The organism is Sphaerisporangium melleum, from assembly GCF_014646695.1.
Classification (GTDB): Bacteria; Actinomycetota; Actinomycetes; order Streptosporangiales; family Streptosporangiaceae; genus Sphaerisporangium; species Sphaerisporangium melleum.
In genome coordinates, this window is the sequence record NZ_BMNT01000026.1 from 58,396 (window position 1) to 84,259 (window position 25,864).

The 25,864-nt window shown below is 71.8% G+C and carries 26 protein-coding genes; 19 read left to right on the plus strand and 7 right to left on the minus strand.

What is annotated here, in order from left to right; translation table 11 throughout:
- Positions 1-48 precede the first annotated feature (48 nt).
- Positions 49-513, minus strand: coding sequence for a hypothetical protein (locus IEY93_RS22810; RefSeq protein ID WP_189165150.1), 465 nt, complete (start codon positions 511-513; stop codon positions 49-51).
- A 150-nt stretch (positions 514-663) separates the two neighbouring features.
- Positions 664-2,229, minus strand: a complete 1,566-nt coding sequence (locus IEY93_RS22815) for an alpha/beta hydrolase (protein WP_189165151.1) — start codon at positions 2,227-2,229, stop codon at positions 664-666.
- 222 nt (positions 2,230-2,451) lie between these two features.
- Here IEY93_RS22815 and IEY93_RS22820 point away from each other — a divergent pair, with 222 nt between their 5' ends.
- A complete protein-coding gene (locus IEY93_RS22820) occupies positions 2,452-3,366 on the plus strand; it encodes a proline dehydrogenase family protein (protein WP_229691376.1) in 915 nt (304 codons plus the stop codon).
- A gap of 135 nt (positions 3,367-3,501) precedes the next feature.
- Entirely contained in the window at positions 3,502-4,296 is a 795-nt protein-coding gene (proC, locus tag IEY93_RS22825; protein WP_189165153.1) for a pyrroline-5-carboxylate reductase, read from the plus strand.
- 2 nt (positions 4,297-4,298) lie between these two features.
- Here proC and IEY93_RS22830 read toward each other — a convergent pair whose 3' ends face one another.
- A complete protein-coding gene (locus IEY93_RS22830) occupies positions 4,299-4,520 on the minus strand; it encodes an EF-hand domain-containing protein (protein WP_229691377.1) in 222 nt (73 codons plus the stop codon).
- A gap of 323 nt (positions 4,521-4,843) precedes the next feature.
- Between IEY93_RS22830 and IEY93_RS22835 the strand changes: the two genes are divergently transcribed.
- The 12 genes from IEY93_RS22835 to IEY93_RS22890 all read left to right on the plus strand — a co-directional run bounded on the left by IEY93_RS22835 (position 4,844) and on the right by IEY93_RS22890 (position 16,363).
- Positions 4,844-6,082, plus strand: coding sequence for an MFS transporter (locus IEY93_RS22835; protein ID WP_203968767.1), 1,239 nt, complete (start codon positions 4,844-4,846; stop codon positions 6,080-6,082).
- Between the two features lie 62 nt (positions 6,083-6,144).
- The gene (locus IEY93_RS22840; RefSeq protein ID WP_189165155.1) at positions 6,145-7,560 is read left to right on the plus strand and encodes an efflux RND transporter periplasmic adaptor subunit; all 1,416 of its coding nucleotides are present in this window, start codon (positions 6,145-6,147) and stop codon (positions 7,558-7,560) included.
- Entirely contained in the window at positions 7,557-8,336 is a 780-nt protein-coding gene (locus IEY93_RS22845) for an ABC transporter ATP-binding protein (protein WP_189165156.1), read from the plus strand. The genes IEY93_RS22840 and IEY93_RS22845 overlap by 4 nt, the downstream gene beginning before the upstream one ends.
- Positions 8,333-9,517 carry an ABC transporter permease gene (locus IEY93_RS22850; protein WP_189165157.1) on the plus strand — a complete coding sequence of 395 codons (1,185 nt, stop codon included), beginning with the start codon at positions 8,333-8,335 and terminating at the stop codon, positions 9,515-9,517. Before IEY93_RS22845 ends, IEY93_RS22850 begins: the two co-directional genes overlap by 4 nt.
- Before the next feature lie 58 nt (positions 9,518-9,575).
- On the plus strand, positions 9,576-10,739 hold the full coding sequence (locus tag IEY93_RS22855) for an acetoin utilization protein AcuC (protein WP_189165158.1): 1,164 nt from the start codon (positions 9,576-9,578) through the stop codon (positions 10,737-10,739).
- A 460-nt stretch (positions 10,740-11,199) separates the two neighbouring features.
- Entirely contained in the window at positions 11,200-11,997 is a 798-nt protein-coding gene (locus tag IEY93_RS22860; RefSeq protein ID WP_189165159.1) for a phosphatase, read from the plus strand.
- A 321-nt stretch (positions 11,998-12,318) separates the two neighbouring features.
- Positions 12,319-12,522 (plus strand): helix-turn-helix domain-containing protein, encoded by a 204-nt coding sequence (locus IEY93_RS22865; RefSeq protein WP_030456159.1) that lies wholly within the window; start codon positions 12,319-12,321, stop codon positions 12,520-12,522.
- 339 nt (positions 12,523-12,861) lie between these two features.
- Entirely contained in the window at positions 12,862-12,960 is a 99-nt protein-coding gene (locus IEY93_RS22870; protein WP_018654693.1) for a 30S ribosomal protein bS22, read from the plus strand.
- Between the two features lie 125 nt (positions 12,961-13,085).
- The gene (locus tag IEY93_RS22875; protein ID WP_189165160.1) at positions 13,086-14,126 is read left to right on the plus strand and encodes an NAD-dependent epimerase/dehydratase family protein; all 1,041 of its coding nucleotides are present in this window, start codon (positions 13,086-13,088) and stop codon (positions 14,124-14,126) included.
- Positions 14,127-14,179: 53 nt separating this feature from the next.
- Positions 14,180-15,076, plus strand: a complete 897-nt coding sequence (locus tag IEY93_RS22880) for a lysophospholipid acyltransferase family protein (protein WP_189165213.1) — start codon at positions 14,180-14,182, stop codon at positions 15,074-15,076.
- 121 nt (positions 15,077-15,197) lie between these two features.
- Positions 15,198-15,743 carry a TetR/AcrR family transcriptional regulator gene (locus IEY93_RS22885; RefSeq protein WP_189165161.1) on the plus strand — a complete coding sequence of 182 codons (546 nt, stop codon included), beginning with the start codon at positions 15,198-15,200 and terminating at the stop codon, positions 15,741-15,743.
- A gap of 290 nt (positions 15,744-16,033) precedes the next feature.
- On the plus strand, positions 16,034-16,363 hold the full coding sequence (locus IEY93_RS22890) for a hypothetical protein (protein ID WP_189165162.1): 330 nt from the start codon (positions 16,034-16,036) through the stop codon (positions 16,361-16,363).
- A 6-nt stretch (positions 16,364-16,369) separates the two neighbouring features.
- On the opposite strand, the gene IEY93_RS22895 is transcribed toward IEY93_RS22890, so the two are convergent.
- The 3 genes from IEY93_RS22895 to IEY93_RS22905 form a co-directional block, all read right to left on the minus strand.
- Positions 16,370-17,236, minus strand: coding sequence for an HAD family hydrolase (locus IEY93_RS22895; RefSeq protein ID WP_189165163.1), 867 nt, complete (start codon positions 17,234-17,236; stop codon positions 16,370-16,372).
- A 127-nt stretch (positions 17,237-17,363) separates the two neighbouring features.
- Positions 17,364-18,056, minus strand: coding sequence for a DUF5667 domain-containing protein (locus IEY93_RS22900; RefSeq protein ID WP_189165164.1), 693 nt, complete (start codon positions 18,054-18,056; stop codon positions 17,364-17,366).
- A gap of 121 nt (positions 18,057-18,177) precedes the next feature.
- Positions 18,178-18,777, minus strand: coding sequence for a sigma-70 family RNA polymerase sigma factor (locus IEY93_RS22905; protein WP_229691378.1), 600 nt, complete (start codon positions 18,775-18,777; stop codon positions 18,178-18,180).
- 229 nt (positions 18,778-19,006) lie between these two features.
- Here IEY93_RS22905 and IEY93_RS22910 point away from each other — a divergent pair, with 229 nt between their 5' ends.
- The gene (locus tag IEY93_RS22910) at positions 19,007-20,626 is read left to right on the plus strand and encodes an antibiotic biosynthesis monooxygenase (RefSeq protein ID WP_189165166.1); all 1,620 of its coding nucleotides are present in this window, start codon (positions 19,007-19,009) and stop codon (positions 20,624-20,626) included.
- A gap of 30 nt (positions 20,627-20,656) precedes the next feature.
- Here the strand turns inward: IEY93_RS22910 and IEY93_RS22915 are convergent, their stop codons facing one another.
- Entirely contained in the window at positions 20,657-20,905 is a 249-nt protein-coding gene (locus IEY93_RS22915) for a glutaredoxin family protein (RefSeq protein WP_189165167.1), read from the minus strand.
- Positions 20,906-21,183: 278 nt separating this feature from the next.
- Here IEY93_RS22915 and IEY93_RS22920 point away from each other — a divergent pair, with 278 nt between their 5' ends.
- The 4 genes from IEY93_RS22920 to IEY93_RS22935 all read left to right on the plus strand — a co-directional run bounded on the left by IEY93_RS22920 (position 21,184) and on the right by IEY93_RS22935 (position 25,824).
- Positions 21,184-21,879 carry a redox-sensing transcriptional repressor Rex gene (locus IEY93_RS22920; RefSeq protein WP_203968768.1) on the plus strand — a complete coding sequence of 232 codons (696 nt, stop codon included), beginning with the start codon at positions 21,184-21,186 and terminating at the stop codon, positions 21,877-21,879.
- Positions 21,876-23,222, plus strand: a complete 1,347-nt coding sequence (locus IEY93_RS22925; protein WP_189165169.1) for a glutamyl-tRNA reductase — start codon at positions 21,876-21,878, stop codon at positions 23,220-23,222. The genes IEY93_RS22920 and IEY93_RS22925 overlap by 4 nt, the downstream gene beginning before the upstream one ends.
- A complete protein-coding gene (gene hemC, locus IEY93_RS22930; RefSeq protein ID WP_189165170.1) occupies positions 23,219-24,160 on the plus strand; it encodes a hydroxymethylbilane synthase in 942 nt (313 codons plus the stop codon). Before IEY93_RS22925 ends, hemC begins: the two co-directional genes overlap by 4 nt.
- 131 nt (positions 24,161-24,291) lie before the next feature.
- Positions 24,292-25,824 (plus strand): bifunctional uroporphyrinogen-III C-methyltransferase/uroporphyrinogen-III synthase, encoded by a 1,533-nt coding sequence (locus IEY93_RS22935; RefSeq protein WP_189165214.1) that lies wholly within the window; start codon positions 24,292-24,294, stop codon positions 25,822-25,824.
- Positions 25,825-25,864: the final 40 nt, after the last annotated feature.

Consider the following 25,864-nt stretch of genomic DNA (forward strand, 5'->3'; position numbering starts at 1 on the left):
ACCCTTCCCCGGGACATGTAGGCGGGCACAAAGGTTCCCGGCGGGTGGTCAGGGTTTGGCGCCGTCGATGATTTTGCGGTGGCCGAGGGGCTTGTTCAGTTTGACGGTCGTGGACTTCTGGACCGCGATCTCGATGCACGCCACGTCCTCGGCGCCGCGTGCCTGACCCTCGTACAGGGTGACCGTCACGCGCTTGGCCGTCTCGCGCACGCCGACCCGGTCGAGCACCGAGCAGGGCTCCACGCCCGACCACCAGATCACGGTGAGCCGGCGTCCGTCCTTCGAGGGGCGCACCTTCTGCCAGCGGACCTTGCGCGGGTTCACCGTCGGGCCCTTGGGCCGCGTGGGGGAGGGCCGCCCGGCCGCCGGCGCGGCGGGCGTGGTGACCTGTGCCGAGTTCGCGGGCGCCGTCGCGGTGTCGTCGGGGGACCCGCTCGCGCCCGTCGTGGGCGGCGGCGTACTGCCGCACGCCGCCGCCAGGAACAGTCCAGCCGCCGCCAATGTGGTCGTCATCGTCCGCATACCCCTTCGACGTACTCGATCTCCCCATGGTTCGGGACACGCGCGTGCTGTCGCCTCGACAAGGCGGCGGGACGCGAATGGGCCCCCGGCCTGGGAGGACGGGGGCCCATTCGTTGGGGGGCTCTAAGGGGAGCCGGCGGGTCAGTGCTCGCCGGGGACCCAGTCGTCGTCCGGGGTGCCGGTCGTCCGCAGGGCCGCCGCCGGCGGGACCGGGTCGGGGAACGGCGCGCAGTGCACGTCCGGGCCGGGCTTGCTCGCCGGCAGCGTGCCGTCGAGGAGGTAGGCCTTCCAGATGTCGTCGACGCAGGCGTTGCCGCGGCCGGTGAGGCCGTGGTTGCCGCCGCCGTCCATGACCACCAGGCGCGAGGACGGGAAGAGCTTGTGCATCACGACGCCGCCCTGGTACGGGGTGGCGGCGTCCTTGGTGTCCTGGAAGAACAGGGCGTTCTTGATGGCCTTGCCGTTGATGGGGGCCGGCTGCCCGCCGCGCACCGGCCAGCTCTGGCACTGCGCGTTGAACCAGGCGTTACCCCAGGTCAGGAAGGGGGCGGTGCGGTAGGACTGCCACCAGTCACGGTGCCAGGTGTTCCAGTCGCGCGGCCAGCGGGCGTCGCTGCACTCCACGGCCGAGTAGACCGCGAAGCTGTTGTCGTCGCCGCTGCTGTCGCCGTAGGTGCCGTAGGCGGTCACCAGCGGGGCGCTGTCGCCCGCCGCGTACTTCGACAGGGCGTTGGCCAGGAGCGGCCAGCGGCTCTTGAGGTAGCCGCCCGACAGGAAGGTGTCGTCCAGCTCGTCCGGGCCGACGCGTCCCTCGGCGGGAGCGGCCTTCAGCTTGGCCCGCGCCGCGTAGTAGGCCTTCTCGACGGTGGCGCCGTCGGTGCCCAGGTGGTAGGTCGCGTCGTAGGCGGCGATCCAGGCGAAGAAGTCCTTGGCGCGCACCTCGAACGCCTGGTTCTGGTCGAGGTTGGCGCCGTACCAGACCCGCTCGGGGTTGACGATGCTGTCCAGCACCAGGCGGCGGACCTTGGACGGGAACAGGGTCGCGTAGGTGGCGCCCAGGTAGGTGCCGTAGGAGTAGCCGACGTAGCTGATCTGCGCCTGGCCGAGGGCCTTGCGGATCTCGTCCATGTCCTTGGCGGCGTCCACCGTGGTCATGTGCCGCAGCAGCTCGCCGTGAGCGGTGTCGCACGCCTTGGAGTAGCCCTGCATCTTCTTGACCCAGGCCGCCTCCTCCGCCCAGGTGGACGGCAGGTAGTCCGGGCGCACCGGGTCGAAGAAGTGCGGGTCGCAGCTCAGCGCGGGCTCGCTGGCGCCCACACCGCGCGGGTCGAAGCCGATCAGGTCGTACTGCGCGGCCAGGGCGGCGCCGAGGCGGGTCTGCATCACGACCGGGTACGCCCGGCCGCTGCCGCCGGGGCCACCGGGGTTGAACAGGATCGCGCCCTGGTAGTGCGCCGTGTCGGTCGCCTTCTTACGGGTGATCGCGATCTTGATGGTCTTGCCCCGCGGGCGGGAGTAGTCCAGCGGCACCGCGATCGAGGCGCAGTCGATGCCCTCGGGCAGGTCCTCGCACTGTGCCCACTGCGGCGCCGCGGGCGGCGTGTGCCCGGGTGGGTTGTTCCCGGTACCGGCCGTCGCGGGGGACGCGGTCAGCGCTCCGCTCAGACCCAGGCCGGCGGTGGCCAGCGCTACAAGGATCTTCTTCAAGAGATGTACCCCTTCGAGCCGGCGGTTCTGCCGTTAGAACCGACTTATGGCACCTTCGGGTAGATCATCCGTATAAAAAGGTCATAAAACGACCGGCGTTGTCACTTGGTTGTCAAACCGCAACATGCGCCCGCCTCCCGTGATCGACGCTCGGAGCACCGTAGGCTTGGGGAGGTTCTCTCCTCACCAGCCGCTCCAGTCGTCGTGCAGGGAAGGATGCCGATGGTGTTGCGTCAGGTTCTGCTGGCCGCCGCGAGCAGTGACCGCCTCGAAGGCGTCGTCAGGAACGCCGGGGTCATCAGGGGGTTGACCGGCCGGTACGTCGCCGGCGACGGCCCGGCCGAGGCCGCCGCGGTGGCCGCGCGACTCGCCGCCGACGGCCTGCTCCTCACCCTGGACCATCTGGCCGCCCCGGCGCGCGACGCGGGACAGGCCGAGCGGGCGGTGAAGGACTGGCTCCTGCTGCTCGACTGCCTCACCCGCCGAGGCGTCGCCAAGGGCGCCGACCTGTCGCTCCGGCTGTCCGTCCTCGGCCTCGCCCTGGACGACGACCTCGCGCGCCGCAACGCCGCCCGCGTCTGCCAGGCGGCCGCGGAGGCCGGGGCCACCGTCACGATCGAGGCGGAGCACGGCACGACGGCCGAGGCCGCCCTGCGCGTCCACGCCGCCCTGCTCGGCGAGCACCCCGGCACCGGGGTCGCCATCGCCTCCTCGCTGTGCCGGGCCCAGGAGCACAGCTGCTCGCTGTCCTCCGGCCGCGTACGGCTGCGCCGGGGCCATGGGGGCGGGCCCGCCGCGGTGACCCACACGGCCCCCGCCGAGGTCGACCGCTCGTTCGTACGCTGCCTCAAGATCCTCATGGCCGGCCAGGGCCATCTGACCGTCGCCACCCACGACCGCAGGCTCATCGAGGTGGCCTCGGCGCTGGCCGTGCTGAACGAGCGCGAGCCGGACACCCTGGAGTACCAGATGTCCTACGGTGTGCGGCCGGCCGAGCAGGCCAGGCTGGCGACTCTCGGCGTGCCCGTGCGGGTGCGCGTGCCCTACGGCGACGACTGGTACCCCCATCTCGCCCGGCAGCTCGCCGGCCGCCCGGCCAACCTGGGCCTGCTGGCCCGCTCCCTGGTACGGCGCTGAGGTCTTCGCCCGGTGGTCCGCGCCCTCGGGCAGGGGCGCGGATCCGGGTCGCACCGCGAGGGGAGTGCCTGTCGCGGAGAGTCGGTAGGCTTCGAGCGTTCCCGACTCCTACACGAGCTCACGAGGTGCGGTGAGATGATCGCGATTCTCGGAACCGGCAAGATGGGCGAGGCCCTGCTGTCCGGGCTGCTGCGCGCCGGAGTCGATCGGGACGAGATCGTGGCCACCGCGCGCCGCGAAGATCGGGCCCGGGCGCTGCGCGAACGCCACGGAGTGCGGGTCATGGACAACGCCGAGGCCGCCAAGATCGCCGAGACGCTGATCCTGGCCGTCAAGCCGCAGGACATGGGCGCCCTGCTCACCGAGATCGCCCCGCACGTCCCGCAGGGCAAGCTCGTGGTGACGGTCGCGGCCGGCATCACGACGTCCTTCGTCGAGTCCCGGCTCGGCGAGGAGGTCCCGGTCGTGCGGGTCATGTCCAACACGCCGGTCCTGGTGGACGAGGCCATGAGCGTGATCTCCGCCGGGGCGCACGCCTCCGAGGAGCACCTCAAGCAGACCGAGGACCTGCTGGCGCCGGTCGGCAAGGTGCTGCGCATCCCCGAGAGCCAGCAGGACGCCGCGACCGCGCTGTCCGGCAGCGGCCCGGCCTACTTCTTCTACCTGGTCGAGGCCATGGTGGACGCCGGCATCCTGCTCGGCATGCCACGGGCCGCGGCGCTGGACATGGTCACCCAGTCGATCGTCGGCGCGGCGATCATGCTGCGCGACTCGGGCGAGCACCCGGTCATCCTGCGCGAAGCGGTCACCTCGCCGGGCGGGACGACGATCGCCGCCATCGCCGAGCTGGAGCGCCACAGCGTCCGCGCCGCGTTCCTCGCGGCCATCGAGGCCGCCCGCGACCGCAGCCGCCGGCTCGCCGCCGGCTGATCTCAGTCGTTCTCGGTGACCAGGCGGACGAACTCCTCGAAGGAGATCCGGCCGTCCCCGTCGGCGTCGGCCTGGTCCTCCAGCGCGCCGATCGCCTCGGCGGGCAGCTCCGGGAAGTGGTGGAGGTACTCCGCCTCGGTGATGAAGCCGTCGCCGTCCTCGTCGATGGACGCGAACCGCTCCTTGAGCCGTGCCCAACGCGGATCAGCGGGTGTTGCCGTCACGTGCTCTGCCTCCGGCGCGAGAAGTCTTCGGTACGCCGAACACCATAGTTCCGACATTCCGGAAATACGACTCCACGCGCCGCGAGAGCCCCGTGCCGCCACACGTCCCCGGTCGTCTCCTACGTCAGCCCACCCCTCCGTCCCTACCGCGGCCGTCGCGTCCTGTCCCGGCGGTCCGGTCCCCTTCGTCCGGGCCCGCACCGGCCGTCTCGCCGGTCCGCCCGTCCTGGTCCTCATGGGTCGTACGGCCGCGATAACGGTTTATGGTTAGGAAACTTTTCTATTAAAGTGCCTCCTGGCCGGATGGACGAGCGGCAGGGGGCGTGGTGACGGCGCAGGCGGGTGCGCGCGAACGGGCGGGCGAGCCGGCGGTGTGGACGCGCGACTTCCGGCTGTTCTTCACCGCCCGCTCGGTCTCGACGCTCGGCACGGCCATGGTGCCGGTCGCGCTGTCGCTCGGCGTGCTGCAGGCCGGGTACGGGGTGAGCGGCGTCGGTTTCACGCTGGCGGCCGGAACGGTGCCGGTGGCCTCCCTGGTGCTGTTCGGCGGGGTGTTCGCCGACCGGTTCACCCCGCGCCGCATGATGGTCGGCGCCGACCTGGTGCGCCTGGTGACCCAGACGGTCACGGCCCTGCTCTTCCTCACCGGCACCCCCGCCCTGTGGCAGCTCGTGGTCGTCGCGGCCGTCAACGGCACCGCCGCCGCCATGTTCCAGCCCGGCCTGGCGAGCCTGATCCCGCGCATCGCCGGGGACGTGCAGCGGGCCGTGGCCACCCAGCGCACCTCCGAGTCGTTCATGTTCCTCGTCGGCCCGTCCGTCGCCGGCACGCTGGTGGCGTTCTCCGACGTCGGCCTGGTCTTCCTGATCGACGCCGCGGGCTATGGCGTCAGCGCGCTCTGCCTGGCCCTGCTGCGGCTGCGCGCCGCCCCCGCCGCCGTGCCCGAAGGTTCGATCTGGGGCAACCTCGCCGAGGGCTGGCGGGAGTTCCGCGCCCGCGCCTGGATGTGGGGGGTGATCCTCGTCTGGGTCGTCATGGGCATCGCCGTCTTCGGCCCGGTGGAGCCGCTCGGCGCGACCCTGGTCACCGGCGCGTACGGAGCCACCGGGTACGGCCTGGTGATGTCGGCCTACGGCGCGGGAACGATCCTCGGCGGGGTCGTCGCCATGCGGCTCAAACCCCCGCGGCCGCTGGCGGCCGGCGCGACGGCGATGTTCCTCTACGCGCTCCGCCCGATGTCGGTCGCCTTCGGGCTCCCGCTGCCGCCGATGGCCGTCTGCCATCTGCTCGCCGGCGTCGCCATGGCCTTCTGGGGAGTCATGTGGATGTCCAGCGTGCAGACCCAGGTGGCGCCGCGGGTGCTGAACCGCGTCCACGCCTACGAGGTGGCCGGCTCGGTCATGGCCCTGCCGGTCGGGCAGGCCCTCGGCGGGCCGGTCAGCACGCTGGTGGGCGCCCGCGAGGTGCTCGCGGCGTCCACGCTGATCGCCGTGGCCGGATGCGTCGTGCTGCTGTCGGCGCCGCCGATCCGCCGACTGCGCCGGGTCTCCGGCACCGGCTGAGCCACGGAGCCAATGGCGGGGGCCCAGGCGGGGGCGAGGAACGCGCTCCTACGATGGGCCGGGTGACGATTCGTCGCGGTATCCCCCCGCTTCTCATCGGACTCACCCTGCTCGTCTCGGCCTGCTCCCAGGACGAGACGCCCAAGGTGCAGATCGCCGAGGTCACGCGTGCCCCGGTCAGCGAGGTCGTCGAGGCGCCGGCCACGGTCAGCGCCCGCGCCACGGCCGTCCTGCGCTCCCCGGCGGCGGGCACCGTCGCCAAGCTGTACGTACAGGACGGCGACACGGTCAGGAAGGGGCAGATCCTCGCCAAGATCCGCTCGCCGCAGGCACAGGAGCAGCTCAAGCAGGCCCGCGCCGCCGAGCGGCAGGCGAAAAGGCCCGTGCGACTGGGCGGTGCCGCCTCCGCGCCCGCCATCCGGCTCGCCGGGCTCACCGGCGCCCCCGCGCTCGACCGCCAGGCCGCCCGCGGGTTCGCCCGGGCCCGCGCCGCCGCCCGGAAGGTCGAGGATCGGCGGGTGCGCGCGCAGCTCCTCGCCGCTGTGGACGCCGCCCAGACGCAGCACCGTGCCCAGCGGGCGGCGCTGGAGCAGATCACCCGGAACCTCACCCGGTCGGTCAACCAGATCCTCGCCCAGGTCAGTGGCCAGATCGGCGCGGGCATCGGCGGGCTCGCCACGTCCATGACATCCCTGCAGGCCGCGTCCAGGAGCCAGGCGAAGGCCGCGGCCAAGGTCGCGGGCGCGACGGTCAAGGGACTGACGATCAAGGCGCCGTTCGGCGGAGTGGTGACGCTGGGCGGTCCCGCGGGCGGCGGCCCCGACCTCGGCTCGCTGCTCGGGCAGCTCCCCGCGGGCCTGTCCGGTCAGGCCGGCGCCGCGGCGGCAGGGGCGAGCCCCGGTGGAGCCGCCTCCGGCTCCTCCGGCGGCGCGGTCGCCACCGGCGTGCCGGTCGGGGCCGGCGACGCCGTGGTCACCGTGACGGACGTGTCCAAGCTGACCCTCACCGCCGATGTGGACGAGACCGACGTGCTGCTCGTCACCCGCGGCGTCCGGGCCGAGGCCGAGCTGGACGCTGTCGCGGGAGCCACGTACCGGGCGAAGGTGGCCGGGGTCGGCGTCACCCCCAAGGAGGGCACCACCGGCGGGGTCGGCTACCCGGTGCGGCTCGTCCTCGGCGCCGGCGCCTACGACGACGGCGGCGCGGCGCCGCGGCCGAAGCCCGGCATGAGCGCGGTCGTCCGGCTGACCGTGCGCGAGTCCCCCGACGCCGTGGCGGTGCCGGCCGCGAGCGTGGTGACCAGTGGCCAGGACTCCGTGGTGTGGGTGGTCCGCGGCGACGGCACGGCCGAACGCAGAGTGGTGAAGCTGGGCGCCCAGGGCGACGCCCTGGTCGAGGTGGCCCGCGGGCTCGCCCCGGGGGAGCGCGTGGTCGTACGGGGCGCCGACGCCGTGCGGCAGGGACAGCGGCTCACGTGACGGCCCCGGAGCACGAGCGGCCCGTCCCGGCCTTCGAAGCCGTCGGCCTGGCCCGCTCCTACCGGCTGGAGGGCGTGTCGGTGGACGCGCTGCGCGGGGTGGACCTGCGCATCGACCACGGCGAGTTCGTCGCGATCATCGGCCCGTCCGGGTCGGGCAAGTCCACTCTCATGCACCTGCTCGGCTGCCTGGACCGTCCGACCTCCGGCATTCTGCGGGTGAACGGCGTCGACGTCGCCACGCTGGACGACACCGGGCTCGCCGAGCTGCGCAACCAGGCGATCGGCTTCGTGTTCCAGTCGTTCCACCTGCTCGGGCGCACCTCGGCGCTGGACAACGTCGCGCTGCCGCTGGTGTACCGCGGGGTGGGCCGGTCCGAGCGCCGCGAGCGGGCCCGGCGCGCCCTCGAGGCCGTGGGGCTCGCGCACCGCCTGGACCACCGGCCGTCCCAGATGTCGGGTGGCGAGCAGCAACGGGTGGCGATCGCGCGGGCGCTGGTCGGCGACCCCAAGGTGGTGCTCGCCGACGAGCCGACCGGCAACCTCGACTCGCGCAACGGCCAGGAGGTGATGGACATCCTCACCGAGCTGAACGCGGCGCGCGGCGTGGCGGTGGTGCTGGTCACCCACGAGCGCGAGGTCGCCGACCTGGCGCGCCGCCGCATCCACGTCCGGGACGGGCAGGTCGAACTGGACGAACGGGACGGAGTAGGCGGCTCCCCGCAAGGCGTGTCCGCGCAGGGTGACCCCGCGGCGGGCCGCCGGGAGGGGCCGTGAGGACCGCCGAAGCGTTGCGGATGGCCCTGGAGGCGCTGCGGACGAACCGGCTGCGCAGCGCGCTCACGATGTTCGGCGTCGTCATCGGCGTGTCGGCCGTGGTGGTCCTCGTCGCCATCGGCACCGGGGCCAAGGAGGCCATCGAGGGCGAGATCGCCGGGCTGGGCAGCAACATCATCCTGGTGGTCCCCGGCCAGGTCGGGCTGGGCGCGGCGCCCACCCAGAGCCGCCTGGACCTCGCGGACGTCGCCTACGTCCGGCGGGTGGTCGGCGACCCGGGCAAGGTGACCGTCGCGGTCAACTCCGGCGAGCCCGTGCGGGTCGGCCGCACCGAGGTCTTCGCCACCGTCACCGGCACCGACGAGAACATGCCGCACATCTTCGAGCGGCCGCTGCGCCGCGGTCGCTACCTCGGCGAGACCGACGTGGACACCCGGCGCCGGGTCGCCGTCCTCGGCTCGGAGGTGGCCGACAAGCTGTTCGGGGACGTGGACCCGATCGGCCGCCAGGTCACCGTCTCCGGGGTCCGCTTCCGCGTCGTCGGGCTGTACGCGCCGGTGGGCGCGACGTTCGGCGTGGCCCGCGACCAGGAGGTCCACATCCCGGTCACGACCGCCCAGCGCCTGATCGGCCTGCCGCGGATCAACGGCATCGCCGTCGGCGCCTCCGGGCCGGACGAGATCGAGCCGCTGCGGCAGCGGGTGCTCCAGGGGCTCGCGGCGCGTTACCCGGGGGAGCGGTTCAGCGCCGTGACCCAGACGCAGTTGCTGGGCACCATCGGCAGCGTGCTCGGGATGCTCACCGGCGTGCTGGCCGCCATCGCGGGCATCTCGCTGCTGGTGGGCGGCGTCGGGGTCTCCAACATCATGCTGGTCAGCGTGCGCGAGCGCACCCGCGAGATCGGGCTGCGCAAGGCGCTCGGCGCCCGGCAGCGCGACGTGCTCGGGCAGTTCCTCATCGAGGCCGTGCTGCTCACCACGATCGGCGGCGTGCTCGGCATCCTGCTCGGCGTGGGCGGCTCCCTGCTGATCCAGGCGCTCTCGCCGGTGCCGGCCGCGATCACCTGGTGGTCGGTGGCCCTGGCCTTCGGGGTCTCGGCGGGCGTCGGGGTCTTCTTCGGCGTCGCGCCCGCCCGCCGGGCCGCGCGACTCGACCCGGTCATCGCCCTGCGGGCCGAATGATGTTCTTGCGGTTGAGGTACGGTCGTCTCATGTGGGGCGGCGGAGAGCTGGTGGCGACATGAGCCGGTCCGTGCGGGTCATCTGGGACGAGAGGCTGACCTCCTACGATTTCGGGCCCGGCCACCCCATGGCGCCCGTGCGGGTCGAGCTGACCATGGCGCTGGCCCGCGACCTCGGCGTCCTTGCGAAGGTCGAGCCGGTCGACTGCTCGCCGGCCACCGACGACGAGCTGGCCCTGGTCCACCGCCGCGACTACATCGAGGCGGTCAAGCGCGTCTCGGCCACCGGCCGGCCCGAGCTGTCCTATGGCCTCGGCACCGTGGACAACCCGGCCTTCGCGGGCGTCCATGAGGCGTCCGCGCTGATCGCCGGGGCCTCGCTCGCCGCCGCCCGCGCCGTCTGGACGGGGCAGGCCGAGCACGCGGTGAACATCGCCGGCGGCCTGCACCACGCGATGCCCGGCTCGGCCAGCGGCTTCTGCGTCTACAACGACGCGGCCGCGGGCATCGCCTGGATGCTCGAGCAGGGCGCGCGCCGCGTCGCGTACGTCGATGTGGACGTCCACCACGGCGATGGGGTCCAGGCGATCTTCTTCGACGACCCCCGGGTGCTCACGATCAGCCTGCACGAGAGCCCGCGCACGCTGTTCCCTGGCACCGGCTTCCCCAGCGAGACCGGGGCCGACGGGACGGCCGTCAACGTCGCGCTGCCCGCCGGGTGCGCCGACGCCGGGTGGCTGCGCGCCTTCCACGCGGTCGTGCCGCCGCTGTTGCGCGAGTTCCAGCCGGACGTCCTGGTCAGCCAGCAGGGCTGCGACACGCACGCCCTCGACCCGCTGGCCCACCTCATGCTGAGCCTGGACGGCCAGCGCCAGACGTACGCGGCGCTGCACGCGCTCGCCCACGAGACGGCGGGCGGCCGGTGGGTGGCGACCGGCGGCGGCGGGTACGAACTGGTCCAGGTGGTGCCGCGCGCCTGGAGCCATCTGCTCGCCGAGGTGGCCGGTGAGCCGGTCGACCCGGGGACGGTCACCCCGCAGAGCTGGCGCGAGCTCGTCACGCTGCGCACGGGAGAGGTGCCGCCGCTGCACATGACCGACGGCCGCCGGGCGGACTACCGCGACTTCTCCGAGGGGTACGACCCGGCGGACGCGGTGGACCGCGCGATCATGGCGACCCGCAAAGCGGTGTTCCCCTACCACGGCCTCGACCCGATGCCCTGACGCCACCGCTTCCCCTCGATCGGCCGCCGCGACCGTACATATGACCGGCGCGAAATGGGGAATGCGGCCCCGAAATGGTGTTCGGCGCGAGGCCGGCCGCCACAACATTTCGCGGGCCCTGGAATTAGGCCGCCGAGTGCGTCACTGTTGACGGGAAACGCGACCGGCCTGCCGAGGCTCTGCGGTGATCTGCCGGGCAGGAAGGCGGGGCGTGCTCCCATCCGGAGGTCGTGGACCTGGGCACCGGCCGTGGCCGCCCGGCGCCGCGCGGCCCGGCCTGGAATTTCATGATTTGTCCACTGGTTAGCATTATGGGGGACTTGTCGATCAGGCGTTCATGGTGACACGCGCGGTGATCCGTCGTTCCACGGGGTGATCCAGCGCCGTGGTCCTGTCTGGTGGAGCCGCCGGCGTGCCCACCGCGGACGCCGGCCCTGCCACCTCGCCCACGGAGAGAATCATGGAGACCGCGAGCCCGCTTCCGCGAAGCGAGCTGATACGGCATCTGGTGGACACCAGGATCGCCGGGAACATCGCCACCACCCGGGAGAACAACCTCGACCACTATCGCTCACTCGCCCTCGGTGACCCCTACTACATGTTCGGGCTCACCTTCCGCAACGACTGGACCTACCGCGACGTGCTGGCGCTCATGGCCAAGTCGGCAGGGGTCGTGGACGACCCCGAGCACCGTGCGGGCCAGGACACCATCGACCCCGAGCGGACCGTGGACGCATTGGACGCGATGGCCGCCCGCATCGCCGCGGCGCTCAAGCGGCCGAACCCGCGCCTGCTGTTCGCGACCGGCCACCCCACCGGCATCATGACCATCCACCTGGCGCTGGCGCGCCTCGCCGCACGGTGCGGCGCGACCCTGCTCACCCCGGCCGAGGGCACGATGATCTCCAGCGGCGGACTGGGCCGCAAGCGCCGCATCCTGTACTTCGACGACGTGTGCGTGCTCGCCGACGGCGGCGCCCTGGTGCACAGCCACGACCCCGCTCCGATGCAGAGGATGCTCGCCCGGCTCGACTCCGAGCCGCCCGATCTGGTGGTCGCCGACCACGGCTTCGCCGGGGCGGCCGGCGAGGCGGGCGTGGAGACCGTCGGATTCGCCGACAGCAACGACCCGGGCCTGTTCGTCGGCGAGGCCGAAGGGAAGATCGCGGTGACCGTCCCGCTGGACGACAATGTGTTCCCGCGCCACTACGCACCGTTGACCGCCTATCTCATCTCACGGGTCCAGAGTGACCTGTGAGGCGGGTCGATCGGTTGTGGTCTGTCCCTAATGTCGGTTGCGAGCGCACCTTAGAGGGGACACATCGACCGTTTGCCAACTTTTTTGTGATCCCAGGCGACTCTAATGGGACACGGTTGGACCGAGTGACGGAAGCGGGTTCGGGGCTCGGTCCGGCTGCTGGCCAGCGACTTTGCCCGTTCTGGTGGCAGGGGTAGCCGATCACTGATGGAATAGGGGGTTTGCGCGATCGGAGACGCGTTCTACGCTGACAGCAGTACACGTGCGTGAGCAATGGCACCAGTGGGGATAACCCGGAAACACGTGCGGAAGAGGCGTCCGATGGGTGCAGGCGAAAGACCTCTCAGCGAGGTGAAGTTCCTGACGGTGGCCGAGGTCGCCACCGTCATGCGGGTGTCCAAGATGACGGTGTACCGGCTGGTCCACTCTGGTGAGTTGCCGGCCATCCGGGTCGGGCGATCCTTCAGGGTGCCTGAGCAGGCGGTGCACGACTATCTGAGGGATGCGTTCATCGAGGCGGGTTGAATGGATCAGTGATCACATCACTGGTCGTTCGATGACCTGCTGATGATGGCCGCATGGTTCGCGACGAGGCGAACCTGACCGGGGTGCGGGGTGGGCGGCCGGCCGCCCGCCCGTGTCGTACCGGTCGCCGGTCGCGTCCTTCGGCGGCCACGCGGGTTCCCCCCAGGGAGCGATCGACCGCGAATCGCCGGTAGGCTGTTGGATCGGTGTGCGCCATGGCGAGGCGCGGGCTCGATGGCCGAGGTGTGCCGCGATGGCGGTGTTCCCAGGTCTTCGGGTGGTGCGCAAGCGTCGTGTCGTGCACTGATGTTGACCAACCTACCTTCACCTGGGGGTCCCGTGGGCTCTGTGATCAAGAAGCGTCGTAAGCGCATGGCGAAGAAGAAGCACCGCAAGCTTCTCAAGAAGACCCGCATCCAGCGGCGTAACAAGAAGTAGTAGCGCGGACCGACAACGCAGAGCGGCCGGCCGGGTGCGACGGCGTCACCGTCGTCGCGAGCGCCCACGAAGGTGGGCGTCCTGGGCTGAGCGGGACCACGAGAAAGCGATTCTGCGAGGCGCAGATGGCACACACCGTGCTGGTCACGGGAGTCTCCCGGCACATTGGTGCCCGGGTGGCGAGCGCCCTCTCGTCGGACCCGGCCATCGACCGGGTCATCGGAGTGGACACCGTGCCGCCGTCCTCCAACGCGCTGGGCGGCGGCGGCGTCGCGCTGGGCCGCACCGAGTTCGTCCGGGTTGATCTGCGCAGCCCGGACATCGCGCGCGTCATCGCGGCCGCGGACATCGACACCGTCGTTCACATGAGCCTGGTGAGCGCGCCCTCGGCGAGCGCGGGCCGGCCGTCGATGAAGGAACACAACGTCATCGGCGCCATGCAGTTGCTGGCGGCGTGCCAGCGGTCGGCGACCGTGCGCAGGGTCGTGATCCGCTCGACGACCGCCGTCTACGGTTCGACCCCACACGACCCGGCGGTGTTCACCGAGGACGCCGAGCCGATCGAGGTGCCGCACCACGGGTACGCCAAGGACGCCACCGAGGTCGAGTCCTTCGTGCGTGGCTTCGCCCGGCGGCGTCCGGACGTATCGGTCTCCACACTGCGGTTCGCCAACTTCATGGGGCCCGGCGTGGACTCCCCGCTGACGCGCTACTTCGCCCTGCCCGTCCTGCCGACCGTGTTCGGCTTCGACCCCCGCCTGCAGTTCGTCCACGAGGACGACGCGGTGGAGGTGCTGCGCCGCATGGCCGTGGAGGACCACCCCGGCACCTACAACGTCACGGGCGAGGGCGTCATGCTCCTGTCGCAGTGCGTGCGCAGAAGCGGCCGGCCCACCGTCCCGGTGCCCGCTCCGGCCTTCCACCTCCTCGGCGACATCGCGCGCCGCACCGGGAGCGTCGACTTCTCCCGTGAGCAACTCGTGCTGATGAGTTACGGGCGTGCCGTCGACGCAGGGAAGATCTCCGCCGAGCTCGACTGGCGGCCCAAGTTCTCCACCGCATCGGCCTTCGATGATTTCCTCCACTCGCGTGGCTTGTTTGCCGGTATGCCACTCACTGTGATCGACTGGTTGTCGACAGTGCTTGGTGGGGGTGCGCGACGGTGAAGAACACCGAGAAGCCATATGACCATCGTGACGAGGAGCCCGGGAACGCCCAGGTGATCCCCATCACCGCCGCGCGGCGGCGCGCGGGCGAAAGCGACGCGAGCTCCGTCGAGGACCGCCTGGCCGGCTTCCTGGACTTCCTGCGCCGCCGGGTCGCCGGCGAGTACGAGGTCGACGAGTTCGGGTTCGACCCCGAGCTGAACGACAAGGTGCTCCTTGAGCTGATCCGCCCGCTCTACCGCCACTGGTTCCGGGTGGAGACCAGCGGGCTGGACAACGTGCCGGCCGAGGTGGGCGCCCTGGTGGTCGCCAACCACTCGGGCACGCTGCCGGTCGACGCCCTCATGCTCCAGGTCGCGCTGCACGACGAGCACCCCGCGCACCGTCCGCTCCGCCTGCTGGGCGCCGACCTCGTCTACCAGCTTCCCGTGCTCGGCCACCTGTCCCGCAAGTCCGGGCACACCCTGGCCTGCCCCGAGGACGCCGACCGCCTGATGCGCAAGGGCGAGCTGGTCGGCGTGTTCCCTGAGGGCTTCAAGGGCGTCGGCAAGCCGTTCTCCGAGCGCTACAGGCTGCAGCGCTTCGGGCGGGGCGGCTTCGTCGCCTCGGCGATCCGCGCCCAGGTGCCGATCATCCCGTGCGCGATCGTCGGTGCCGAGGAGATCTACCCCAAGCTCGGAGATCTCCGCTCCCTCGCCCGGCTGCTCGGCCTGCCGTACCTCCCGATCACGCCGCTGTTCCCCTGGCTCGGGCCACTCGGCCTGGTGCCGCTGCCCTCCAAGTGGCTGATCGAGTTCGGCGAGCCGGTGCGCACCGACGAGTACGACCCGGAGGAGGCCGACGACCCCATGCTGGTCTTCAACCTCACCGATCAGATCCGCGAGACGGTCCAGCAGCGGCTCGACCGGCTCCGTCTGCAGCGGGGCCACGCCTTCCCGCCGTTCTTCTAGCCGTTCCGCGGCCGGGCCGGACCCGCGTTCGGTGCCGTGGTGTGGCGGTCGCTCGACCTTGTGCCGCATTCGCGATGCCCTTTGGATGGGATGTGTCACACCCGGGTACAGTCGTGTCGTCATGAGAGCTGATGCCGCACGCAACCTGGACGCCGTCCTGCGCACGGGGGCCCGCCTGCTCGCCGCGGACCCGTCCACCAGCATGGGGGCGATCGCCGCCGAGGCCGGAGTGGACCGCCGCACCGTCTACCGGCGATTCCCCAGTCGCGAAGCCCTGCTCGCGGCCGTCTTCCAGGCGAAACTCGACTCCGCCGAGCGCGTCCTGGACGAGGCCCGGCTGGTCGAGGCGCCGGTGGCCGTGGCGCTGCACCGCTACGTGGAGGGCATCGTCCCGGTGAGCCGCCAGTGGCCGGTGGACGTGCGCCGCATGATGCGCGCCGACCCGGTCGCCAATGCCCGCCGGGAGACGCAGAGCGCGCGCCTCGACCGGTTCGTCGAGCGCGCCGCCGCCGAGGGACTGTTCCGCGCCGACGTGCCACCCGCCTGGGCCCGCGCCACGCTCGACCACCTGGTCGACACCGTCGCCCACGACTTCCCCGACCTCGCGCCGCCGCAGGCCGCCGACCTCGTGCTGAAAACCCTCCTCAACGGCCTCGGCCCCCACTGACCCCGAATCCCGCCTGCAACGTTGACATTCGCAGTACGTGGGCTTTAGCGTAGCCATACGGTTACCCTGTGTTGACCTCCTGCCGGGACATTCGAGACCGCATCTACAAGCTGGCACGTGAGCGAGGGCTGCGAGTCGATTGGGCCGAGACGTCGCCGCTCTATCGCCTATTACGACGACCACGGGGTCGCCGTGGCCCGTGCGAGTGTCCCAGTGAGGGGCATCAGCGTTCGTGCACTGGACGACCTGCAGGCCGACCTCGAGCCTGTGTTCGGGAAGGACTGGTTGCAGTGACCTTGACCGTCCGCCGGGTGACGTTCCGTGTCAGCCGTGAGCGTGCTCTCGACCTTGACGCCGACGTCTGGTACGCGGGTCCGGTCAATGCTCCGATCCGTTCTGGAGTGTCCGCCGCTACCCTCGCAGAGCTGCGGTCCGCCGTCGAAGCGGTCAAACACTTCGTCTTGGGCGTGTCCGAGGACACGCCTGTCACCGTCGAATACCTCTATGACCTTCCCGGAGTCCCTGCCGAAGTTTGGCGGGCGAACCGCGAGTTGCGAGAGCGGCTCTGCGCGGCGGGGTTGTCGGAGGACGACCAGGTGGAGTTGCTGCTTACCGCGTGAGGTGGGTCAGACGGAGCGGTAGTGCTTTCTGAGCGCTATGGCGGCGGCGACGCCGCCGGCCAGGGCTCCGGCGCCGGCGGCGATGGGCAGGCCGATCATGGTGGCCTTGCGGCCCGTACGGAAGTCCCTGATCGGCCAGGCGCGCTTGCGGGAGTGCTCGAGCAGCAGGCCGTCGGGGTTGACCGCGATCGGGTGGCCGACGAGCTCGAGCAGCGGCAGGTCGTTCACCGAGTCGCTGTAGGCCGTGCAGCGCGTCAGGTCGAGCCCCTCGCGGCGGGCCAATGCCTTGACGGCCTCGGCCTTGGCCGGGCCGTGCAGCAGGTCGCCGACCAGGCGGCCGGTGTAGACGCCGTTCTCGGTCTCGGCGACGGTGCCGAGGGCGCCGGTCAGGCCGAGACGCTGGGCGATGACCCGGGAGAGCTCGACCGGGGTGGCGGTGACCAGCCAGACGCGCTGGCCGTTGTCCAGGTGGTTCTGGGCGAGGGCGCGGGTGCCGGCCCAGATGCGGTCGGCCATCACCTCGTCGTAGATCTCTTCGCCGAGGCGCACCACGTCGTCGACCTTGAGCCCGGCCACGAACGCCAGGGCGGTCTCCTTGGCGCGGGCGATGTGCTCGGGGTTCTCGTTGCCGCGGACCCGGAACAGCGCCTGGCCGAGCGCGAAGCGCAGGAGATCTTTGGTGGTGAACAGTCCCCGTGAGGCGAGGCCGCGGGCGAAGTGGTAGATCGAGGCGCCGCGCATCATCGTGTTGTCGACGTCGAAGAAGGCCGCCGCGGTCGGGTCGGGGTCGGCGAGCGGCGCGGAGACCGCGGCCGCCGCCGCCACCTCTCCGGCTATCTCGGCCTCGGTGCGCCGTCGCAGTAACCGCCTCATAGCACCTCAGCTTATCGGGGAGGAGACGGTGGAGTCGGTGTACGCGGCGTTAGCGTGGCGTGACGGTTGCCGCGCGCGCGGGCGGCGCGCAAGTGATTTGAGGGATCTTCCAGCAGGCGGCGGCAGGTCAGGGCGCGAGATCGTCGATCATGTCGAGGTAGGCGCTGGCCTTCATCCGGTCGTCGCCGCCGAGTTGGGGGATCATCGGCTCCACCACGTCGCGCTGCTCCTCGGTGAAGCGCTTGATCGCCGGGGCGTGCTTGCCCTCGCGCTTGACGTGGCCGAGCGCGGTGAGGGCGGACCTGGTGGTGGAGGTCATCTCGTCCAGGGTGGGGCCGATGAGCCGTTCGCGCCGGGAGCCGGGGTAGCCGAGCAGGGCGGCGGCCTCGGTGGCCCGCGAGTGGGCGGCGGTCAGCTCGCGCTCGGCGCGCTGGACGTCGTCGGTGGTCATGCTGAGCATGGTCGCCTCGGCGGCCCGCTTGATCGGGTAGAACGGGTCGCCCGGCACCGCGGCGTAGGTCTGCAGCCCGGTGACGACCAGCACCCCGGTCAGGGCGACGGCCACGACGCTGGAGCGCAGACGCGGCGGCACCAGGCGCCGGCGCCGCCGGCCGGTGTCGGGGGCGGTCTCGGGTTCGGCGGCGGTCGCGTGGGCGGCGAGGAGCTCCTCGCGCAGCCGGGCACGGAAGTCCGGCCGCGGGCCGTGCGCGGGTTCGGTGCCTATGGCACGGAGCCGGGCCGTCAGCTCGGGATGGGACGGCTCGCGGCCGACGGCGGACGAACGCCTGAGCGGCCACCGCGTAGGCCCCCACTTGCCCATGAAGACTCCCTGCCGCGCCCACTACGATGATCCATAGGTGCTATCTGCCCAACGATGCGGGGAGCCATCAGGTTACGGCCGCCCCGGCCTGCAGGTGAGCCCCGCGCGGGGGTCGTCCCGCTCAGTTGAGATCGTCCGGAAGAGCCCTGGCCAGCGCGCGGACGGCGCGGAACTGCAGGGCCTTGATCGCGCCGCTCTTCTTGCCCATGATCAGGGCCGTCTCGGCGAGGGACATCCCGTGCAGGAAACGCAGGACCACGCACTCCTGCTGCTCGGGGTTGAGGTCGCGCACGGCGCGCAGGATGCGCTCGTTCACCATGGTGGCCACCACCGCGTTCTCGGGGATGTGCCGCCCGTCCAGAGGGGTGTCCAGCACCTCGGCGGTGGACACCTCCATCCGGTGGCGCCCGGACTTGAAGTGGTCGGCGACCAGGTTCCTGGCGATGGTCACGAGCCACGCGCCGAAGTCCTTGCCCTGCCAGGTGAAGTCGGCGATGCGCCGCAGGGCCCGCAGGAACGTCTCGCTGGTGAGGTCCTCGGCGAGGGCGTGGCAGCCGACGCGGAAGTACACGTAGCGGTAGACGAGATCCACGTACCGGTCGTAGAGCGCCGCGAAGGCGTCCGCGTCGCCGGTCTTGGCACGCAGAACCACCCTCCGCAGTTCGTCGATGTCCGGGGAGGGACGCTCGCGCTGCTCGGCGGCGGCGCGCGTGAGGTTCACTGTGTCGGCCGATCCAGGAGGGGAAAGCCCGGCGAGCGACCAAGAGTTCGACATCCGGTATCCCTGGGGAGCAAGGGAAGGGCGCGTGCGTGCTCGAACACTCTAGAAATCATCGTGAAATTACACAATCCACTTTGCCCCTGTAACTACCCCTCGTAACAGGAGTGTTGGAGCACTTCGGGCGTCGGCTACCGGTTTGGAGGTAATGTCCGGCAGAGTTGTCACCATCATGGAAGTCGTCGTAGCCGTCACCGCGTTCGCCGGTGCGATCTTCGCCGCCATCGTCACGGGCATCCTGGCCGGACGCCTGAGAGACGAGCGCAGCGGCTGGCTCATCGCCTGGACCGCCACCACCGCGGCCCTGTGCCTGGCCCTCGGTGCCGTCGCCATCGGGCACCTGATGGGATTCGGATCGGTGACCTTCAGGGTCTACCAGATCACCGGTGCGTTCCTGGCGCCGTTCTGGCTGGCCGTCGGTGTGATCCAGATGCTCGCGCGCAAGGCGCCCGCACGCTTCGCCGCCTGGTTGTTCGGCATCGCGTTCACGCTGGTCACCGTGGTGATCCTGATCCTGGACCCGGTGAGCAACCCCGACAAGTTCACCAAGGCCCTGCCGCTCGGGGACACCCACTGGACGATCATCCCGACCGCCCTGCTGAGCGCCGCCCACGCCCTGGTCTACCTGATGCTGATCGGCTGCCTGATCGTGGCCGTGCTGCGGTGGCGCAGCGGCGACGACGTGGACGCCGACAACATGCACGCCGCCGTGGTGCTCGCCCCCACCGGGCTGGCCCTGGTCGGCGCCGTGCGGTTCGCGATCCCCGGCGTCTTCGCCGCGCTGGTGACCATCCTGATGGTCGGAGCCGTCTGGTACGCCGTGGCCCGCCCGCTGGCCCCTTACGACGAGGAGCGCGACGGCCCCGACGACGACTGGGACGAGGAGCGCCCCTCCCCGCGCCGCCGCGACCGCGAGCCGGCGCCGGAGGCCGCCTACGACTCCGGCCCGCTCCCCGCCGCGCCCGCCGCGACGGCGACCTCGGCTCTGCCCCCGCCGCCGCGCCGGTCGAACCTCGGTGACCTCGTGGCCGAGTACCGCGCCGGCGACCCCGGCGAGGTGGACCACGCGGCCCGCATGGGCGGCCCCGCCGGGCCGCCCGGTGGCTACGGTGGTCCGATGACCGGCGAGTTCTTCGGGCAGGACGTCCCCGTCGCGGGCCTTCCCGGGCAGGGGACGCCCGCGTACGGTCAGCACGCTCCCGCCCAGCACGCCTACGGCGCCCCGCCGGCCGACCCGGCCGGGCAGTACGGGCGGGGTCCGTTCGAGCAGGCCCCTGGCACCCATGCCGGGCCGGACGGCGCGCACCGGGGGCCGGGGCCGCAGGAGGCGATGCCGGCCACCGGCATGCTGTTCAACAGCAACGAGCTGCGGGAATCCTTCGGCATCGCCGACGCCGGGGGCGGCCTCGGCCGCCGCGCCGAGCCGGCGCCCGCGGCGCACGCCCCGAGCGTGCGGCCCTCCTCCAGCATCTACGGTCTGCTCACCGTGTTCACCCTGATGGACGGCGCGGGCGAGGCGTTCGACCGGCTCGCCGAGGAGACCGTGGAGGCCGTGCGCCGCAGCGAGCCGGACACACTGATCTTCATCTGTCACTCGGTCAAGTCGGCGCCGCTCCAGCGCATCGTCTACGAGATCTACCGGGACGAGGTGGCCTTCACCGAGCACCAGCGCCAGGCGCACATGGAGCGCTTCGCCCGGGAACGGGTGGCCCACGTGCTCGCGGCCAACGTGATCGAGCTGAACGTCAGCGCCGCGAAGGTGGTGCCCCTGCCCACGGCCTTCCACGTCTGAGCGGTGGCGGGCCCGGGGCGGTGAGTCCGGTCAGGCGGTGAGCGCGGCGCGCAGCCGGGTCTCGTCGACGCGCCAGAAGTCGTGCTGGACGCCGTCGATGAGGGTCACCGGGATCATTTCCCAGTAGGCTTCGCGATCGGCCTCGGAGGCGTTGACGTCACGCTCCTCCCAGGGAACGCCGAGCTCCCCGGCCACCCGCCGGATGACGGCCCTGGCGTCGTCGCACAGATGACAGCCGGGCTTGCCGATGAGGGTGATCGTGTGGTCTCGCGGGGCCATGGGCCCAGCTTAACGACAGCCGGCGAGGCCCCCGGAAAGCCGATCGGGCGTCTCCGGCGAGATGGTGGTGTGCGATCTGTCACAGGGGACAGGGCCCGATTCGGCGACCGGGACCCCTACCTGGGACAGTTGGCACCCGAGAGCGGGCGCCCGTTACTTTGTGCGTAGCTTCACAAAGGTACTAACCTGGATGCTCCCGTCCTCTTCTTGACAAACCATCGTCACCTGCGAGCGCGGCCGGGATGCACCGGCCGCCCGTCCCCTGGAGTTCCGGTCAAGTGACCCGCCGCCCGTCCCAAGCGCGCGATCGTGGCATCCCCGATGCGACCGTCGCGCGACTGCCGCTCTACCTGCGCGCGCTGAACGGGCTCGCGGAGCGGGGCATCTCCACCGTAAGCTCAGAAGACCTGGCCGTCGCCGCGGGAGTCAACTCGGCGAAGCTCCGCAAGGACCTCTCCCACCTGGGGTCCTACGGCACACGTGGCGTCGGTTACGACGTCCAGTACCTGATCTACCAGATCTCACGCGAGCTCGGCCTGACCCAGGACTGGGCCGTCGCCATCGTCGGGGTCGGCAACCTCGGCCGTGCGCTCGCCAACTACGGCGGGTTCGTCTCCCGAGGCTTCCGGGTGGCCGCGCTCTTCGACGCCGACCCCGCCGTGGTGGGCGAGCGGCTCGTGGGGATGGCCGTCGAGCACACCGACGGACTGGAAAACGTGATCGAGAATCGAGGGGTCTCCATCGTGGTGATCGCCACGCCCGCGGCGGCCGCCCAGCAGGTGGCCGACCGGGTCATCGCGGCGGGGGTCACGAGTATCTTGAACTTCGCCCCCGTCGTGCTCAACGTGCCTGACGGAGTCGATGTCCGCAAGGTCGACCTCTCGACCGAACTGCAAATCCTTGCGTTCCATGAACAGCGCAAAGCGGACCGTGAGACAGGGAGTTCCATGATGGCCGAGGCGATGGACGCATGAGCCTTCTCGCGGTTGGTCTCAGCCACAGGACGGCGCCGGTGGCGCTGCTGGAGCGGGTCTCGGCGACCGGAGAGACCCTGGTCAAGTTGCTGCACGACATCGTCAGGGACGAGCACGTGTCCGAGGCGATGATCGTCTCCACCTGCAACAGGGTCGAGGTGTACGCCGAGGTCGACCGCTTCCACGGCGGTGTCTCCGCGGTCGCAGGCCTGCTCGGCGCGCACTCGGGCGTCCCCCAGGAGCAGCTCACCCGCCACCTGTACGTCCACTACGAGGACCGGGTCGTCGAGCACCTGTTCGCCGTGGCCTGCGGCCTGGACTCCATGGTCGTCGGCGAGGGGCAGATCCTCGGCCAGGTGCGCCGCTCGCTGCGGCTAGCCCAGGACGAGGGCACCGCGGGCAGCATCCTGAACGAGCTGGCCCAGCAGGCGCTGCGCGTGGGCAAGCGCGCCCACACCGAGACCGGCATCGACCGCGCGGGCGCCTCGCTGGTCGGCGTCGGCCTCACCCTCGCCGAGCGGGTCCTCGGCCCCATCCAGGGCAGGCGGGCCCTCGTGGTCGGCGCCGGCTCGATGAGCGCGCTGTCCACCGCCACCCTCGCCCGGGCCGGCGTGACCGACATCGTGGTGGCCAACCGCACCTTAGAGCGGGCCGAGCGGCTGGCGCAGAGCGTCGGCGGCCGGGCCGTCGAACTGGCCGAGGTCGGGCGTGAGCTCGCCGCCGCCGACCTGGTCATCTCATGCACTGGAGCAGGTAGCGTGGTCATCGACACCGAGATGGTGGCGCGAGCCGCGCGTTCCGAGCCGTTGTTCCTGCTCGACCTCGCGCTTCCGCACGACGTGGACCCCGGGGTCCGCACCCTGCCCGGCGTCACGCTGGTCGATCTGGAGTCGATGCAGCAGTCCGGGCTCGGCGGCGAGGGCGCCGGCGGCGAGGTCTCCGAAGGCGTCGCCGCGGTCAGGTCGATCGTGGCGGCCGAGGTCTGCGAGTATCTCCGGGCCGAGCGCGCGGCGAAGGTCACCCCGACGGTGGTGGCCCTGCGCGCCAAGGCCGCCGACGTCGTGGAGGCCGAGCTCGGGCGGCTGGTCACCCGGGTGCCCGAGATCGACGAGCGGGTGCGCGGCGAGATCACCCAGACCGTGCGCCGGGTCGTGGACAAGCTGCTCCACGAGCCGACGGTACGGGTCAAGCGCCTGGCCGCGTCGCCCGCGGGCGACCATTACGCCGAGGCCCTGCGTGAGCTGTTCGACCTGAACCCGAAGGTGCCCGAGGCAGTGACGAGAGCCGACGTGGCCGAGGTCGAGACCGACCTCACCGGCCTCGCCGGCGAGGAGGACGCATGAGCGGCCACGGCGCCGGTCCGGCCACCGCGCAGCGTGTGCTCCGGCTGGGCACGCGCAAGAGCCTGATGGCGACCACCCAGTCAGGGCTGGTCGCGCACCGGCTGACCGAGCTGACCGGCCGACAGATCGAACTCGTCGGCGTCACGACCTTCGGCGACGTCACCCGCGCCCACCTCGCCCAGCTCGGCGGCACCGGCGTCTTCGTCAGCGCCCTGCGCGAGAAGCTCCTCCACGGCGAGATCGACTTCGCGGTCCACTCCCTCAAGGACCTGCCCACCAAGCCCGACCCGGACGTGGTCATCGCGGCGATTCCGCCCAGGGACGACCCGCGCGACGCCCTCGTCGGGCCGGCCGGGCTCGCCGATCTGCCGGCCGGCGCCCGGGTGGGCACCGGTTCGCCGCGCCGCGTGGCACAGCTTCGCCTGCTCCGCCCCGACATCGAGTACGTCGCCATCCGCGGCAACGCCGACACCCGTATCGGCAAGGTGACCTCCGGCGAGCTGGACGCCGTGGTGCTGGCCGCCGCGGGGCTCGGCCGCATCGGCCGGGAGGCCGAGATCGCGCAGCTGTTCGAGGTCGCCGACATGCTCCCCGCGCCGGGCCAGGGGGCCCTGGCCGTGGAGTGCCGCGCCGATGACGCGGCCATGATCGAGTTGCTCGCCGTCCTGGACGACCCGCGCACCCGCGCGGCGGTCGCCGCCGAACGCGCCGTGCTGGCCGCCCTCGAGGCCGGTTGCAGTGCGCCGGTAGGTGCGTACGCGGCCGATGACGGGCACATTCTCAACCTGACCGCCACCGTGGTCGCCCTAGATGGCGCCCGGTCGGTGCGCAAGTCCACCGCCGGTGATCCCGCGGCGGCCATGGAGCTCGGTCGCGATCTCGCGACCGCCATGATCGCCGAGGGAGCCGGCACGTTGATGGGGGAGCGGACCCATTGAGCTCCGGTAGCCAGACCAGCAAGACCACCGAGCCCGGCACCACGCAGGCCACGGGCGTGACAGGCGCGCCCCAGGCCGCCGGCGGCCGCCCGGGCGGCGGCGAGCGGGGGCGCACCGGCTTCGTGGCGTTCGTGGGCGCCGGGCCGGGTGACGAGAACCTCCTGACCCTGCGCGGCGCCGACCTGCTGTCGCGGGCCGACGTCGTCGTGCTCGACAAGGACGCCTGCGGCGGGCTGCTGCGCCACTGCCGCCAGGACGTCCGGGTCGTGGACGTCTCCGGCGACACCGGGGCCGTGCCGCTCCAGGCCGTGCAGGAGGCCAAGGCCGGGGGCCACGTCGTGCGCCTGTGCCCCGGTGACCCCGGCTTCTTCTCCTCGGTCACCGACGAGGTCGCCGCCTGCGCCAAGGCCGACATCGAGTTCGAGATCGTGCCCGGTGTGCCCCCGGCGACCGCCGTGCTGACCTACGCCGGCATCGCCCCGGCGGCCGGCGCGCCGGAGTTCCGTGTCGTGGACGCCGCCCAGGTGGACGACTGGTCGGCGCACGCCTCCTCCGCGGGCACCCTGGTGATCTACAACGGTGTCGGCGAGGCCGTCCCGATCGCCAAGGCGCTGGTCGCCGCGGGCAGGCCCGACACCACCCCGGTCGCGGTCACCCAGAGCGGCACCACCACCGAGCAGTACACCGTGGCGTCCACGCTCGGCAGGCTCGCCGCCGACCTCAAGCACGCCGGCATGGCCGAGCCCGCCGTCATCGTGATCGGCGACGCGGTGACCGCCCGCGACAAGCTGTCCTGGTTCGAGAACAAGCCGCTGTTCGGCTGGCGCGTGCTGGTGCCGCGCACCAAGGAGCAGGCCGCCGGCCTGTCGGAGCAGCTCCGCTCGTACGGCGCGGTGCCCGAGGAGGTGCCGACGATCTCCGTGGAGCCGCCGCGCACCCCCCAGCAGATGGACCGCGCGATCAAGGGCCTGGTGACCGGCCGCTACGAGTGGGTGGCCTTCACCTCGGCCAACGCCGTCAAGGCGATCAGGGAGAAGTTCGAGGAGTACGGCCTGGACGCGCGGGCGTTCGCCGGACTGAAGGTCGCCGCGGTCGGCGAGGCCACGGCCAGGGCGCTGGTGGAGTTCGGCGTCAAGCCCGACCTGGTGCCGGTGGGCGACCACTCCTCCGAGGGCCTTTTGGCCGAGTGGCCGCCGTACGACTCGATGCTGGACCCGATCAACCGCGTGCTGCTGCCGCGTGCCGACATCGCCACCGAGACGCTGATCGCGGGCCTGACCGAGCTGGGCTGGGAGTGCGACGACGTCACGGCCTACCGCACCGTGCGCGCCGCACCGCCGCCCGCGCCGATCCGCGAGGCGATCAAGGGCGGCGGCTTCGACGCCGTGCTGTTCACCTCCTCCAGCACCGTGCGCAACCTGGTCGGCATCGCCGGCAAGCCGCACAACGTGACGGTCATCGCGGTCATCGGGCCGCAGACCGCCAAGACCGCCGAGGAGTTCGGCCTGCGGGTGGACATCATGGCCGACAGCCCTTCCGCCTCCGCCCTGGCGGCGGCCCTGGCGGAGTACGGCGCCAAGCAGCGTCAGGCGGCCCTCGCCGCCGGAGACGTCCCGCGGCGGCCCTCACAGACCCGCAGAGGAGCCCGCCGCCGGGCCAAGTGACCCGTGGCCCGGCCGGGCCACGGGGACGGACGAGAACGCC